Origin of the sequence: Streptosporangium sp. CA-135522 (assembly GCF_050949235.1) — a bacterium.
Taxonomy (GTDB): domain Bacteria; phylum Actinomycetota; class Actinomycetes; order Streptosporangiales; family Streptosporangiaceae; genus Streptosporangium.
In genome coordinates this window covers 4,876,539-4,891,156 of sequence record NZ_CP192026.1, presented here as the reverse complement: position 1 = coordinate 4,891,156, position 14,618 = coordinate 4,876,539, and the positions used below count along the sequence as shown (strand labels likewise).

Here is a 14,618-nt window from a genome sequence, read left to right as displayed (position 1 = left end):
CGTGCCGCCTGCGCCACCAGGAGGTCGAATTCACCAGACATCCCCCTCGTCCCTGGTTCGGAGCTCCGCCTGTATATCATGTGGAATATCGTCGGCGTGACTCCGGTGGTCGACGGCGATCGCGTTGTCGGGGTGCCGCCAAGAAATGCGTCACCAGCCGCCAATGAGAGAGAAAGCACAGGCCAGCGGCTTCTGAGGCTGAAGGGCTGAAGTTACGTCGCTGAGAGCGTGACGATCGCCCATAGCGGTCATACCGGAAGCATGAGGTATCCCGGAGGCGGCGGGCTGACCGCCGCCGCACGCGCCAACCGCACGGGCGGCACGGGCCGGACCGGTGTGTGCCAAGCCCGGGATGCGAATCCGGCCGATGTAGCCGGATGCTGATCCGGCGCGGTCGTCCCGGAGAGGTCAGGGGCTTCAGCCCTCACCGGTTCACCGCGCCGCTGGAGGCCGCCTGTGCCCGGCTCGGCGGCCCGATCGCGGCGGTGTGGGACACGACCGCCGCCATCGGTCGGCCGCGATGCGCACGTTGATCGAAGCTCGCCCGTGGCCGGCGGTCTTTCGCCTGCCGTCCTACCCGCCGGAGCTGAATCCGGCCGAGGGTGTGTGGTCGGCGCTCGAACGGGCTCTGGCTCACCATCGCTACAGAAATCTCAGCGACGATGGAGAACCTTCACCGATCCCGAGATCTCCTCAACCGTCAGAGCGACGTGCTCTACACGGAAAACGCCCTGGTCCTAGAGCGGGATGACCCGCTGAGGCACTCGGGAACTCAGAGCTTATTTCTTAAATCGTGTAATCATCACTCTTAGGAGTGATGTTTTGGACCACTCTGAGGTATAATGCCACCTGCGCCGGAATCGCCTAAGATGGGTAAGTGATCTTGCGCGACGGCCTCCGGCAGCTGACACGGCCAATCATCCAAGCCCTGATCAAGGGAGAAGCCGGACCGTCGTTCCCCCGGTCACGCCGTCTGGGGCCGTCCATGCCCACCTTCTTGGGCCTGCTGCCGTTCCGGACCATCGATCTGGTCCTGCTGGCCGACCTCCTGCTCGCCTGGAGCTTGTTCAGCACCGGGCTCTCGGACCTCCTGGAGGGGCAGAGGCGGCTGGTGGCGTCTTCTTCCGGCGGCCCGGCGGATTGGTTCCCCGAGGCGTTCCTGTGGTTCGCGGCGGCGGCGTCCTCATTTCCCCTGCTGTTGCGCAACTGGTGGCCGCTGGCGGCCTGGCGGCTGGCCACGGCGAGCATGCTCCTGAGCGTCCCGATCGTGCAGACGTTGATCTCCACCCCCTACTCCGTAGCAGCGATCATCACCTACCCGCTGGTCGTCTACTCCGTCGCTGCTCGCTGCGAACGGGAGACCACCCTGGGCGTGTGGGTCCTCTCAGCTCTGGCCGGAGGGGTCCTCAACCCCTCCCATGCCCCTGATCTCCTGTGGAGCCCTGAGATCCTGGGCGGTGCGGCCCTGCTGGGCGCCGCCGCGATCCTCGGCTACAACGTGCGTGCCCGGCGGCTGGCCGCCGGCCGCCTGGCCGAGGAGGAGCGGCGCAGCGAGCGGGCCCTGGCCGGGCAGGCCGCACTGGAGGAACGGGCCAGGATCGCCCGGGAACTGCACGACGTCGTGGCCCACCACATGTCGGTGATCGCCATCCAGGCAGAGGCCGTCCCGCTGCAGGCGAGCGGGGAGCCCGGGCGCCTGGAGGAGGGGCTCAGAGAGATCCGCGCGCTGTCGCTGTCGGCCATGACCGAGATGCGCCGCGTGCTGGGCGTGCTGCGAGACGGGGACGGGCGCACGGACACCGCGCCGCAGCCGGGCCTGGGCCGCCTGGAGGAGCTCGTCGGCACCGCGCGCTCCGCCGGGCTCACCGTGACGCTCAAGCTGGTGGGCGACCTGACGGGGCTGCCCACCGCGGTGAGCCTGTCCGCCTACCGGATCGCGCAGGAGTCGCTGAGCAACGCCATGCGGCACGCGCCCGGTTCGACCGTCTCGATGAGGATCGCCCGTTCCGGCGCCGAGCTGCACATCAATGTGGCGAACGACGCCGGGCACCGCTCCCCCGCTGACCCCGGACATGGGGGACACGCCGGGCACGGCCTGATCGGGATGCGGGAACGGGCGCCCATGCTCGGTGGAAAGCTGTGGGCCGGACCGGTCGGCACGGGCTTCGCGGTCACTGCCATACTGCCGATCGTGGAGGACGTGTGACGATCCGGGTGCTCATCGCCGACGATCAGGGCATGGTGCGGACCGGGTTCACCGTGTTCCTGGACTCGCAGCCGGACATCGAGGTGGTGGGCGAGGCGGCCGACGGCCGTGAGGCCGTGGCCCGGGTGGCCGAGCTGCGGCCGGAGGTGGTGTTGATGGACGTGCGGATGCCGGTCATGGACGGGCTGGCCGCGACGCGAGAGATCCTGGGCGGCGGCGGCTTGTGCCCGAAGGTGTTGATCCTGACCACGTTCGACCTCGACGATTACGTGTATGAGGCGTTGCGGGCCGGGGCCAGCGGTTTCCTGCTCAAGGACGCCTCGGCCCGGCAGCTGGCCGAGGCGGTCCGGGTGGTCGCGGCCGGGGAGGCGCTGCTGGCGCCTTCGGTGACCAGGCGGCTGATCGCGGAGTTCGCCCGGGTCGGGCCGCGCCGCCCGCGCGGCCGGCTGGAGGACATCACCGAGCGCGAGACCGAGGTGCTCACCCTCATCGCCCAGGGCCGTTCCAACCAGGAGATCGCCGAGGAGCTCGTGCTGTCGGAGCAGACCGTCAAGACCCATGTGGGCCGGATCCTGGCGAAACTGAACCTGCGCGACCGGGCGCAGGCCATCGTCCACGCCTACGAGACCGGCCTGGTCCGACCAGGCGGGTAAGACCCCCTCCCTCCATGGCGGATAAGACCCCCTCCCTCCATGGAGGGATACGGAGGTGGGCACCCCAGAGTGATGTGATCGACAGATCATGATTTCTAGCTTTCTGACTGGTTCTTCCATCCAGTCAGAAAGGCTCGCATGTTCCGCCGCGCACGCACAGTGGCCGCCGCCGCAGCGTTGACCTACCTCATCGTCCCCGCTCCCCAGGGTGACCGGATCATCAAGGTTTATGGGGATCTGGGTACGGCGGAGCACGTCGCCGTCATCGTCCCGGGTTCCGACACCACGGCCGCCACCTTCGACGGCGGCAGGGCCAAGCCGTACAGCACGCCGGGGGGAGGTGCCCGCGCGCTGCTGGCCGAGGCGCGGGCGCTGGACCCCGGGGCCCGGCTGGCGGTGGTGGCCTGGCTCGGCTACGACAGCCCGGCGACCGTCAGCCTGGCGGTGGCGACGGACACGTCCGCCATCGCAGGGGGCGGGGCGCTGCGGCGCTATGTCACCGAGACGCTCAGGGGCAAGCGGGTCAGCCTGCTGTGCCACAGCTACGGGTCGGTCGTGTGCGCCAAGGCCGCGCCCGGATCGGGCGCCGCCGAGCTGGCCGTCTTCGGCAGCCCCGGCCTCGGCGTCTCCTCCCCCGCCGGCCTGGGCGGCCCCCGGCTGTGGGCGGGAAGCGGCGGCCAGGACTGGATGCGCAGCGTGCCCAAGCTCCGGCTCGGACCACTCGGCTTCGGTCCTGATCCGGCGAGCCCCGCCTTCGGCGCCCACCTGTTCGAGACGGGTGAGGCCGGACACAGCGACTATCTCAAACCGGGCAGTGAATCACTGCGCAACCTCACCCTGATCGCCCTCGGCCGGACCGGCGAGGTGTCGCGTGGCTAGCGTCGTCAGCCGGATCGAGGCGGCCACCCCGGCGGACCGGGACCGGGGGGTGGACGCGTTGCGCGCGCTGGCGATCCTCGGCGTGGTGACGGGGCACTGGCTGGTCACGGCGTGGGCGCGCGGGCCTCGGCGGGATAGAGGGTGAACGTCGGAGTGGGGTGGGTTCGCCAGTCGCGGTCTGGGTCCTGCCAGATCATGCCGAACCGATCATCTGTGGTTGCGACCCACAGGTGCATCGAGTCGAACGGCTCACCCCGGTCGGCCGTGGCGCCGGTCCACAGCTCGGTACGGTCGCCGGTCAGGGCCTGGTCGAGCGTCGCGACATCGAGGGCGGGACCCTCTTCTAGCGTTAGCCTCACCGCACCGCCGGCCAGGACCGCCTCTTGATCCGGGAGCGCCCCGGCTCCCTGCATCGCAACTTATGGGGACTTCGGCATTATGCCGATGTGGGCTTCCTGTGAATGGAGGGCATTGGAGGAGATGGCTCCTTGCTCGGCATAATCACAGGCTGTTGAGGAACGCGATGGTGGCGTCGGTGGGTTGGTAGCGGCCGGGTGCGGTGCCGGTGGGGGTGGTTCGGCCGAGGGCGCGTTCTTTGAGGGCGAGGTCGGCGTGGACGTAGATCTGTGTGGTGGCCACGCTTTCGTGGCCGAGCCAGAGGGCGATGACGGTGGTGTCGACTCCGGCGTGCAGAAGCCGCATGGCTGCGGTGTGGCGGAGGGTGTGGGGTGTGACCTTCTTTTCGGAGAGGGTGGGGCAGGAGAGCGCGGCGGTTTCGGCGTGTTTGGTTACTCGTCGTTCGATTGCGTCGCGGCTCATGGGGGTGCCGGTGCGGGTGGGGAACAGCGGGTCGGCTGGAAGCCCGCCGGTTTCTCGCATCCAGTTCTTCAGCACGGTGATGGTCGGTTGGGTCAGAGGGGTGACGCGCTGTTTGCGGCCTTTGCCCATGCAGCTGATGTGGGCTCCCGCGCCCAGGTGGACGTCCTTGTTGGTCAGAGTGGTGAGTTCGGTGGCGCGCAGGCCGGTCTGGATGGCGAGAGCGAGGAGCGCGTGATCGCGTCGTCCGGTCCGGGTGGTCTGGTCGGGGGCGGCGAGCAGGGCGTCGATCTCTGGGTCGGTGAGGTAGGTGACGATCGCGCGGTCGAAGCGCTTGGTCGGGATCGCCAGGACGCGCTGGATGACGGCGGAGTCTTCAGGGTGCCGGAGGGCGGCGTAGCGAAACAGCGAGTGGATCGCGGCGAGGCGGGCGTTGCGGGTGCGGGCGCTGTTGCCGCGTTCGGTTTCCAGGTGGTCGAGGAACGCCCCGATCACGGGGGCGTCCAGGTCGGTGATCCGCAGGTTGGAGGGTGCGCGGCCGGTTCTGGGTTCGGCGAAGGCGAGCAGGAGTTTGAAGGTGTCCCGGTATGAGGCGATCGTGTGGTCGCTGGCGTGTCGTTGCCGGATCAGCCGGTCGGTGAAGAACGCCTGCAGGGTCGGAGCAAGGCTGCTCATGCGGCGTCTCCGATCGTCAGGTGATGTTCCAGCCGGTCACCGGCCAGAGCGAGGAGCTCGGGGGCCGCCGACAGATACCAGTAGGTGTTCTTCGGGTTGGCGTGCCCCATGTAGGTGGAGAGGCGGGGCAGGAGCGCTTGAACGTCGTCACCGCGGCGGTAGGCGTCCAGGAGTGTGGAGACCGCGAAGCTGTGGCGCAGATCGTGGATCCTCGGCCGGCAGGACGCGGAGCGGGCGGTGATGCCGGCCTCGTCGGTGACTTTCCGGAAGACGCGGCGGACCCAGGAGTAGTCCAGCGATGCGCCGGTCGAGGTGGCGAACAGCGTCTTGTTGGTCTTGCGTGGCAGGAGCCGGCTTCGGGCCCGCTGGTAGTCCCGCAGTGCAGTGATGCTGGTCGGGTGCAGGGGCAGGAGCCGTGACTTGCCGAACTTGCCGTCTCGAACCTTGATGATCGCCTGTTCGGGGTCGATATCCCGGTCCTCCAACGCGAGTGCTTCTCCGATCCGCATTCCGGTGACGGAGAGCAGCCCGAACAAAGCGGGGTAGGTGGCCGCGCTGAGGGGGTGAGGGCGGCGGGCAGCTGCCTCCACCAAGGCGTCGATCTCTGCTGGCGAATACAAATACGGAGTCGCTCGGGGCTGCTGGTAGCCGATCAGGCCCTTGGGAAGGATCTCGTTCCGGGCGTCCCGCATGTGCAGGTAAGTGGCAAAGGGGCGCAGCGCGTTCAGCCTCAGCGCCCACCACCACGGGTCCGCGCCGGCGGGTTCGGTCGCCCAACCGAGGGCGTGTTCGGTGGTGATGGTGTTGGCGTCGCGTTCTTCGAGATAGTCGAGGAACTGTCCGATGAGCTTCTCCGCCCGTTCCAGCTTGAATCCCAGCGCCCGGCGAACGGCGAGATAGTCGGCGAGTGCTTGGTGCAGGGCGGTCACGCTGCGGCCTCCGCTCCGGGCCAATGCCGGGCGACGCTGCGCAGCCCGGCGATGTCGACCTTGGCGTAGATCGCGGTCGTGGCCGTGTGCTGGTGGCGCAGGACCTGGCCGATCTCGGGAAGAGACCCGCCCGCCTCGAGCATGGCGGTGGCGGCGGAATGCCGCAGCCGGTGCGCGCGTACGATCCCCAGCCCGGCCTTGCGGGCGGCCAGCGCCGCGACGTTGCTGACCGCATCCGGGCTCATCGGCCGGAACGGCCCCCTCGCGCAGAGGAACAACGCCCGTTGGCCCGTATCCGGCCGGGCATCTCGTAAGTACGCGACGATCGCGCTGCCGACGTCCTTCGGGAGCGGCAACCGCTCGTGCCGAGTGCCCTTGCCCACGATGCTGATCTCGCCGCGCCGCCAGTCGACGTCGTCCAGCAGGAGAGCGGCGACCTCGCCGGCTCGCATCCCCAGACGCGACAGCACCGTCAAAACCGCGATGTTGCGGAGGCCGACCGCCGTGGCCGGATCGCATGTCTCCAGCATCGCCACGACCTGGTCCTTGGTCAGCGTCTTGGGCAGCCCGGCGAGCCTGCGGGTGCTGGCCGTCGGCACTGCCGCGGCGAGCCCTGAGTCGATGGCGCCGTCAAGGTGCAGGAACCGCAGCAATGACCGCAGCGCCGTCACCGTCGGCGGCAAAGACGCAGGCCGCAGCCGCGCCTGGCCGACGACGAACTCGGTCACCTCCTCGGCGGTCACCGAGCGCAAGTCCAGATCATCGCCGTCAGTGAGTCCGTCCAGGAACGGGCGGGCCAACTTCACCCTGATCTCGACCGTCGACTCCGCCAACCCCCGCTCCTCGGCCAAGTACCCAGCGAAGCGTTCGAGCACGGCGTCGACCGCGCCCGCAGGCCGGACCGCAACCGGAGCCCCGACCACCCCCACGGAGCGAAGATGCGCGAGCAGCGGTTCCAACGAACCGACCCTCAAGGCCATCAGACGACCAGCCGCATGTTGTTCAGCGAGAAACTCCTGCGCCTTCTCCTCGTTCAACACGCCGACTTCGGCCTTCCGGACCCCCAGCCAACGGCTCACATGACCCATCAGCCGGCAGTGATGCAACACCGAGCTGGCCGCGTACCCCTGACCCGCCAACTCGGCCGCATAGCCCTCGACAAACGGAGCCAGCGGCCCCGAAGCCACTACACGAGAAAGATCAACCATGGCCATCCCTTCGGTCACAAACCAAAGAGACAACAGGCCAAGGTCCTGCGATTATGCCGATATGTGACCGATACGACACCTACCGCAACCAGCATGTGCAGGCTGAGTCCGCATAACTCCGAGGTCCCCATAAGTCCCCTTATGCCGACATCGGCATAACGCAACGAATCCGCACACCGTGGGGTCCAAGCCAACGAAGTGGCCGCCGTTCCGGGCGAAGGTGAACGGCCGGCTGACCGTGGAGAACCGCAGCGGCACCACCATCCGGCCGGCCGGGGTAAGCAGAGGCCCCCACGGGATGTCCCAGACACCCACAACGATGATGGCGTCAAAGCCGCCCTCGGGCGCGTGCTCGGCGGCGGCATGCTCGGCATCGCCTAGCACTACCTGCACGTGCGAATAGCCGACTCAGCCAGGAAGCGCCCCGCCTACTCGGCAACGAACGGGTCGATATCAACCGAGACCACCAGATCGGAGGGACCAACGATCTCAGCGATGAGCGCGGCGTTATAGCCGCCGGATCTTCTCTAGTCTCTACGGGGCTGTTGCATCAGCGGCTGACGGGAGGTTGCGCCCACGGGAGTGGTGTATGAGTTTCCCCTGATCAGGTGCATGGCGTCGGGTATGAACGGCCATCGCGTGATCTGTGAGTATGAGAGTGGCTCTTTTGGAGAAGAGTCGACCCTGCGAAGCAGGGGAAGGCGCCTGACGGCCTCTGGGAAGAACCAGCCGTCGGGCAGGACACCCCGGAGAATCCACCCTGTTAAGGAGTGATCGATACATCAGACGATGGCGGCATGATCGAACTCCAGGAGGAGGTCATCCGACCTCGTCCGGAGAATCATCGTCAGACATGGTCCCTACCGAAACTCCGAGAGCGCTGTCCCGTCTTGTCCTGACGGGCGTGGGCCTGGCCGTGTTCGTGCTCGCCTACGGCTGGCTCCTGCTCACCGGCACCACCGAGATCACCCGGTCGTCCGACCCCGGCGCATCCGGGATCTCCCTGTGGGCGGCGGTGTTACCACCGCTTGCCGCGCTCGTGCTGGCTCGCCTCGTGCCCACAAAGAGAGAAGTGCCGTCGCCGCTGACCGGCCTGCCCAGGGCGCGGTTGCTCAAAGAGGCCTGGATACTCGTGGGGACGGCTCTGCTCCTGGCATTCGTAGCCCCGGTGGTGCGGGGCCAGGACCTGCTGTATCCGCTGATCAAGATCCTGTTCCTGCTGGTCGTCCCATTGGCCGCGTTCCGGCTGATCAGGGGGGACGGGCCCAAGGCCACAGCTATCCCGGCGCCGGCCACCTGGTTGGCACCGCTGCCCGCGGTCGTCGCGTGGTTCCTTCTGTCGCAAGTGGGCCCGCTCGCAGCGCCGCTGACCCAGAAGCTGCCCGATCCGATCTCCCTCATCGTGGGCTCGCTCATCACACTGCTGACCGCGAGCGTGCTGGAAGAGGTCTTCTACCGAGGCTGGCTGCAGACCAGGTTGGAGGCGTTGTACGGCAGGTGGCCGGCGATCATGACCTCATCGCTGTTGTTCGCACTGATGCACTCCTCCCGCCTGCACGCCGACGCTCTCCTCCTCGGCCTGGCCACGATTGTGGCCTTCCAAGGCGTGTTCGCTCTGATGCTCGGCTACCTGTGGGCCCGCTACCGCAACATCTGGGTGATCATCCTCATCCACACCCTCACGAACCTCGTCCTGGTGCCACTGCTGGTAAGCGCACTTACCGGAACACCGCATCCCTAACCAGGTGAGCGAACCTTGAGTCATTCGGCCGTGGAGATCGCGAAGGGTGTCGAAGACCGATTCATGACGAACGCTCTCAACATCCTTTGGTGGCACTCCATGTGACGATCAACGGCTGGTGAAGCGCTCAGCGAGACGCGTCCGACTACTTCGGCGGCCCGGGTGATGGCCCAGGAGGCAGCCTTTTCGGCGTGCCAGCGATCATGACACTGGCCGATCAGGCCAGTGCTTCCCCTTGCGAGGTCATGATCTGCCGGTTCCAGCGCTGGATGGCAGGGTCTGTGAACGCTCGGAGCACAGCGGGGCGTCCTCGGGGAGCCACGGCCTCAAGGTCAGCTCTCCAGCCTGGAGCACCGGTTGGGCGTTCTTGCTGATGCGACCGGCCGGGACGACCGGTGAGATGGAAAGGGACACCACCCCATACCGTCGTGAGATGGATCAAGGTGGGAGACGCTCTTCAGAGCGCCGGAAGCCTCGAAGCCTCCTCCGCCCTCATCGGCCACGAAAAGTGACTGGACATGCTGTCTCGGGAGGAATACCGACTACTTGATTAGTGGTCTCCACCAGAATCGTCACGATCTGCTTTGAGGCCTTCCTCTCGGCCGGCCTCCGGGCAGGTCTACGTTCGGCGGGCGGGCGGGCGGCAGACCAAAGCAGCGGGTGACTGAACCGATGAAGTCACCGAGGTAGGTAGAAGGACTTCTACTCGTGATCGGTAAGCAGCCCTATCGTCAACCATCAAGGCAGCTAAGATCATCGAAGGCATGGAAATAACACTGGAAATCGTGAAGGTCAAGCGGCAACTTCGGCGGATGCGGGTTTGCCTGATCACCGCGGTGGCCACTGCGGTCGCCACGGGGGCGATCCTGGCCAACAGTGGGGAAGTCGCCGCGCAGGACGGCGGTAAGGCCAGATTCGACGAGATCGAGGTTCAGCGGATCAACGTGGTGGAGCCGGACGGCAGACCACGCATGGTCCTGAGTAACAAGGAGAGGTCGCCGGGCGCCGTCGTCAACGGGGTCGATCTGGGCAACGCCGGTATGCGGCCGGGCATGACCTTCTACAACGGCGAGGGGGATGAGTCCGGCGGCATGGGCACCGACAACGGTGTCAACGACGGAAAGCCATGGGCGTTCGGGCAGCTCTCCTTCGACCAGTACAAGCAGGATCAGACCCTCATTCTCCGGTACATGGAACAAGAGGGCGTCCGAGGCGTCGGCCTGGCGGTCAATGACCGGTCCGAGGTGCCCTTGTCGGAGTCCTTTGAGGAGTACAAGAAGATCGAGCAGATGCCGCCCGGCCCGGAGCGGGACCAGGCGATGACGGAGTACAGGAAGAAGTACCCGAGCCCGCAGCGGGTCTTCATCGGCAAGAACCCTGACAAGTCGTCGGTGGTGACGCTTGCCGATGGCAAGGGCACGCCGCGCATCGTGATGCGCGTCGATCAGGACGGCAACCCCCAGATCCAGTTCCTGAATGCCAAGGGCAAGGTCACCAGGACGATTAAGGGTTGATGAAGAACGTCACCGCCCCTTGGCAGGCGATCACGGGGAATCCGCTGCGGTTCCTCGGGTCGCCATGGCCGTGGCGGGCGCTCGCCTACCTGCTGACCAGTCTGCCCGGCGGCGGTGCGGTGGTCGTGGTGGCCGCCTTCGGACGGCAGACCGCGCTGGTGATCGCGATGATCATGTTGTTGGTCGTCGCCGTCGTGCTGGGCGGCCCGATCGCCTCCCTCGAGCGGTGGCGGCTGAGGCTGATCGATCCGGCGGGCGTCCCCGCGCCGAAGCCGAGAACGCCGATCTCCTTCGCGAACCCGACCGCCTGGCGTGAGATCGGCTACGCGCTGCTGTGGGCGACGGTCCTGCCTGCGGTCAACGGCCTCGTTATTACTTTGGCGGCGTTGACGGTCATCTCCTATGCCTCGGCTCTCCCGTCTAGCGGCTCACCGCTGGTGGTGCTGCCGACCATCGTCGTGGTGTTGGTCGGGCTGGCCGGTTGCGCGTATCTGTTCACGGTGATGGCGGCGGCGCAGGGAGCGCTGGCGCGGGGTTTGCTTGCCGCGCCCCCTGAGGAGCGGATGATCGAATTGACCCGGTCGCGGGCCCGGCTGGTGGACGCCTTCGAAGCCGAGCGGCGGCGCATCGAACGGGATCTACACGACGGCGCTCAGCACCAGCTCACCGCCGTGCTCATGCAACTCGGCCTCGCCCAACTGGACGTGCGAGAAGACCCAGAACGTACAGCGAAAGCCATCAGCTTGGCCTGTGACCACACGCAGGCCGCACTGGACGAGCTGCGCCGCGTCATCAGAGGCATCCACCCCTCCGCGCTCACCGGCCGAGGGTTGGGGGTCGCCGTCACCGACCTGGCCCGCCACTGCCCCATCCCGGTGACCTTGGACCTCGATCTTCCCCACCGCCCGCCTCCGGGAGTGGAGGCGGCGGCATACTTCTGCATCTCAGAAAGTCTCACCAACGTGATCAAACATAGCAACGCACGAAAGATCATGATTAAAGCGAAGCTGTTGGACCATCATCTCGCCCTCGAAGTGCGCGACGACGGCATCGGCGGAGCCGATGCCGCAGCGGGTAGCGGGATTACCGGGCTGGCCGACCGGGTCGGCGTGCTCGAGGGAACCCTGTCGCTCAGCAGCCCACCAGGAGGACCGACGGTGATCCGGGTGGAGCTGCCATGCGGTTGATGATCGCCGAGGATTCGGTACTCCTGCGGGAGGGGCTTACTGGCATCTTCACCCGGTTCGGCTGCGAGGTGGTCGCCGCCGTCGGCAGCGCCGATGAGCTACTGCACGCCATCGCCCGGGACATGCCCGACGTCGTCGTGGTGGACGTCCGCATGCCGCCGAGCTTCCACGAAGAAGGGTTGCGGGCCGCCATCCAGCTGCGGGGCGAGCATCCCCGGCTCGGCATCCTCGTCCTGTCGCAATTCGTCGAGGAGGCCGCGGCCGGGGAACTCCTGGAGGCCGGCCCGTGGGGTGTCGGTTACCTGCTCAAGGATCGGATCGGCGCGATCAGCCAGTTCGTGGAGGCGGTACGCGAAGTCGCCGCCGGGGGCACGGTCATCGATCCTGACGTGGTTCACCAGCTGCTGGTACACCATCGCGCGCACGATCCGCTGGACGCGCTTTCGCCACGCGAACGCGAGGTGCTCGCGTTGGTCGCCGAGGGCAGATCCAACAGCGCGATCGCCCAGCGCCTGTACGTGTCGGAGGCCGCCGTAGCGAAGCACGTCACCGGCGTCTACACCAAGCTGGATCTCGGACCGGACGCCGACGACCACCGCAGAGTGCTCGCCGCGCTGACCTTCCTCCGCTCACGCTGACCTCGAAGCTGCACGAACGATTCGCAGCTCCGGTGGCCAACGTCGGGGACATCACTCTCGAACCCGTCGGCGACCCCTCGGGCACCCGCCTCGTCACCCACCTGACATACCGGGCGGCCTGATGGAAGCACAGACAGAAGTCATGCTCCTGGCGGAAACGATGGTGCAGGCGGTGACTTACATGCCTGCGCTGAAGACCACCTTGCGTTGCTGGTCGTATAACGCGTGGTCTGATGTGAGGGCGTTGCAGGGGTTGCAGGCCCAAGCCCTGGAGCCCGTACACGGACACGAGAAAGCCCCGGCAGGGGCAGGACTGGAGCCGCCCGCGGCCTACACCCGACCGGACGCTACATGATCGTTATCGGGCGGGTCGGACAGTGCAGGCGCACTGTCGGGTATGCGCCGCCGGTCGTGCGCGGGCGGCTCGGTCCCCGAGCGCACCACGTTCGCCGCCGCGCCGATGGCGACCTGCACTCCAGCGCGCTGCGCAACACCTTCAACCGGATGCTCGGCTACTTGTTCCGCTGCCTGCACGAACGCAAGATCTACTCCGAATGGCTGCGATTTCGGAGACACGTCCAGTCCAGGCCGAATACGGTGGCTTGTTGACGATCGGCTAAGCCCATAAGCCTTCCGGAGTCTCCTCATGCGTACCGCAGCGGCAATCCTCTCCTTCGTGCTCGCCATCACCATCCTGCCCGCCCGGCCGGCAACCGCCGCGGTTTCCGCCTCGCCGCTGCCGGGCGGCAAGACCACCTATGTCATCTCACAGGGTCATCTGAAGGCCGCCTCCCAGCAGAATTGGGTACGCCTGGGCAGCTACCGCTTCGCCGCGGACGGCACGGTGAGCGCCGCCCTGTACCTATGGTGGCAGCGTCATCCCAAGGCCAGACAGCGCACCGGCACCGTCCCCGACCCGAGCTGCACCACCAAGGCGGGCGGTGCCGCATCGCGGCCCCGCGCCTGCGAGGTGCTCACCGCCGGAGGCTTCACCGGTGCCCCCGACGAGAGCCGCACCGGGACGTACACCGTGGCGGGCGACGTGCTAACCATCCGGTGGAAGATCGCCCAGACGTGGACGGAGCAGTGGTACGTACGGCCCTCGCCTGACGGCAGACTGGCCCGCCTGGACCTCAAGCAGAGCACGCTGGCCACGCACGGGTACGGCTACGGCAGCAACGCCGCGAGCAGCACCCGGCGCGCGATGAGCTCGGTGAAGGCGTTCCCCGGCTCACTCAGGCAGGACCTGACGAGCTGGGCGGGCGGCAAGCTCGTCACGTCCGGCAATCAGCCGTTCGGCCACTCCGCCTTCCATGCCTGCGCCGCCACCACCTCGTGCCTGACCTACCTGCAGCCATCCTCGCGAGGCGCGTGTCAAAAGTCGGGCGGCTGCCCCAAATATGGCGGCGGAACGCGCCCCAACGTCAGCTCCATCCAGTACTACCTCACGATGATCTCCAAGTCCGACCGCCGCGACACGCTGTGGCACTGGTGCACCTGCCTGGCGATGGAGCGCGGCGAGTTCTGCTATACCGGCAACTCCCACGTCAAACCGCTCATGCAGATCATCGACGACACGGGAGCCTTCCGCGGCTGGGTCGGCGCGGAGGCATCCTTCTCGACCGGCTCCCGGGCGACGGACATGCTGGCGGTGCTGCGCATCTCCGACTTCCGCTGACCGGCTCGAACCTGTATCTACAAGTTGTCGGCTCAGTGAGAGCAGGGCGGGGATGGCGGCCCCGCCGAGCCGACCACGCTACGCCGCTTGGTCGGCGACGGCGTCTCGGTCACCGGGGCCGCCCGCACCCTCGAGATCGACCGCTCCACCACATACGAGGCGCTGGCCCACGACGGCCCGACCAGCGGTGAGCGACCAGCGGCGCGGCCCGATGCAGCCCTCCCAGCTGCCCGGAGCCCGAGGGCCGGTGGTCGCTCTCCGCTGGTAGATGAGGCTGGCCCCAGGACCGCCCCGGACCGGCTGCACCGCGCGGTCACCCGAGGCGACCCGGCCAGCCTGCTGCCTGACCACCAACCGGCACTCGGGACACCTCGATGTCGCCCACGCGATCCCCGCCGAGCAGACCGACCCGGCGCTGCTGTGTCGAGGGGGCGGCTGCCGAATGCGCACCTGGCCCCCACGAGACAGCACCGAGAGCTGACCTGACGGCTCAT

At 67.4% G+C, this 14,618-nt stretch carries 14 protein-coding genes; 10 read left to right on the top strand and 4 right to left on the bottom strand.

What is annotated here, in order from left to right:
* The first annotated feature begins 487 nt into the window (after nt 1–487).
* From ACQPYK_RS22875 to ACQPYK_RS22860, 4 genes are all read left to right on the top strand, one after another.
* Complete coding sequence (locus ACQPYK_RS22875; protein ID WP_433258233.1) at nt 488–751, top strand: transposase; 264 nt, start codon at nt 488–490, stop codon at nt 749–751.
* 234 nt (nt 752–985) lie between these two features.
* A complete protein-coding gene (locus ACQPYK_RS22870; RefSeq protein ID WP_433258231.1) occupies nt 986–2,206 on the top strand; it encodes a sensor histidine kinase in 1,221 nt (406 codons plus the stop codon).
* A complete protein-coding gene (locus tag ACQPYK_RS22865; protein ID WP_433256278.1) occupies nt 2,203–2,859 on the top strand; it encodes a response regulator in 657 nt (218 codons plus the stop codon). Before ACQPYK_RS22870 ends, ACQPYK_RS22865 begins: the two co-directional genes overlap by 4 nt.
* 138 nt (nt 2,860–2,997) lie before the next feature.
* Nucleotides 2,998–3,738, top strand: coding sequence for an alpha/beta hydrolase (locus tag ACQPYK_RS22860; RefSeq protein WP_433258229.1), 741 nt, complete (start codon nt 2,998–3,000; stop codon nt 3,736–3,738).
* A 104-nt stretch (nt 3,739–3,842) separates the two neighbouring features.
* Here ACQPYK_RS22860 and ACQPYK_RS22855 read toward each other — a convergent pair whose 3' ends face one another.
* The 4 genes from ACQPYK_RS22855 to ACQPYK_RS22840 form a co-directional block, all read right to left on the bottom strand.
* Nucleotides 3,843–4,097: a hypothetical protein gene (locus ACQPYK_RS22855; protein WP_433258227.1), complete on the bottom strand. Its 255-nt coding sequence runs from the start codon at nt 4,095–4,097 to the stop codon at nt 3,843–3,845.
* Nucleotides 4,098–4,239: 142 nt separating this feature from the next.
* The gene (locus ACQPYK_RS22850) at nt 4,240–5,229 is read right to left on the bottom strand and encodes a tyrosine-type recombinase/integrase (RefSeq protein WP_433258226.1); all 990 of its coding nucleotides are present in this window, start codon (nt 5,227–5,229) and stop codon (nt 4,240–4,242) included.
* Entirely contained in the window at nt 5,226–6,158 is a 933-nt protein-coding gene (locus ACQPYK_RS22845) for a tyrosine-type recombinase/integrase (protein WP_433258225.1), read from the bottom strand. The genes ACQPYK_RS22850 and ACQPYK_RS22845 overlap by 4 nt, the downstream gene beginning before the upstream one ends.
* Nucleotides 6,155–7,384, bottom strand: a complete 1,230-nt coding sequence (locus tag ACQPYK_RS22840) for a tyrosine-type recombinase/integrase (protein WP_433258223.1) — start codon at nt 7,382–7,384, stop codon at nt 6,155–6,157. Before ACQPYK_RS22840 ends, ACQPYK_RS22845 begins: the two co-directional genes overlap by 4 nt.
* A gap of 835 nt (nt 7,385–8,219) precedes the next feature.
* Here ACQPYK_RS22840 and ACQPYK_RS22835 point away from each other — a divergent pair.
* The 6 genes from ACQPYK_RS22835 (at nt 8,220) to ACQPYK_RS22810 (ending at nt 14,124) form a co-directional block, all read left to right on the top strand.
* Nucleotides 8,220–9,107: a lysostaphin resistance A-like protein gene (locus ACQPYK_RS22835; RefSeq protein ID WP_433258221.1), complete on the top strand. Its 888-nt coding sequence runs from the start codon at nt 8,220–8,222 to the stop codon at nt 9,105–9,107.
* Between the two features lie 785 nt (nt 9,108–9,892).
* Nucleotides 9,893–10,621: a hypothetical protein gene (locus tag ACQPYK_RS22830; protein WP_433258219.1), complete on the top strand. Its 729-nt coding sequence runs from the start codon at nt 9,893–9,895 to the stop codon at nt 10,619–10,621.
* Nucleotides 10,621–11,808 carry a histidine kinase gene (locus tag ACQPYK_RS22825; RefSeq protein WP_433258217.1) on the top strand — a complete coding sequence of 396 codons (1,188 nt, stop codon included), beginning with the start codon at nt 10,621–10,623 and terminating at the stop codon, nt 11,806–11,808. Before ACQPYK_RS22830 ends, ACQPYK_RS22825 begins: the two co-directional genes overlap by 1 nt.
* Nucleotides 11,808–12,446, top strand: coding sequence for a response regulator (locus ACQPYK_RS22820; RefSeq protein ID WP_433258881.1), 639 nt, complete (start codon nt 11,808–11,810; stop codon nt 12,444–12,446). Before ACQPYK_RS22825 ends, ACQPYK_RS22820 begins: the two co-directional genes overlap by 1 nt.
* Nucleotides 12,447–12,797: 351 nt before the next feature.
* Nucleotides 12,798–13,055 (top strand): hypothetical protein, encoded by a 258-nt coding sequence (locus tag ACQPYK_RS22815; protein WP_433258215.1) that lies wholly within the window; start codon nt 12,798–12,800, stop codon nt 13,053–13,055.
* A gap of 37 nt (nt 13,056–13,092) precedes the next feature.
* On the top strand, nt 13,093–14,124 hold the full coding sequence (locus ACQPYK_RS22810) for a hypothetical protein (RefSeq protein WP_433258213.1): 1,032 nt from the start codon (nt 13,093–13,095) through the stop codon (nt 14,122–14,124).
* Nucleotides 14,125–14,618: the final 494 nt, after the last annotated feature.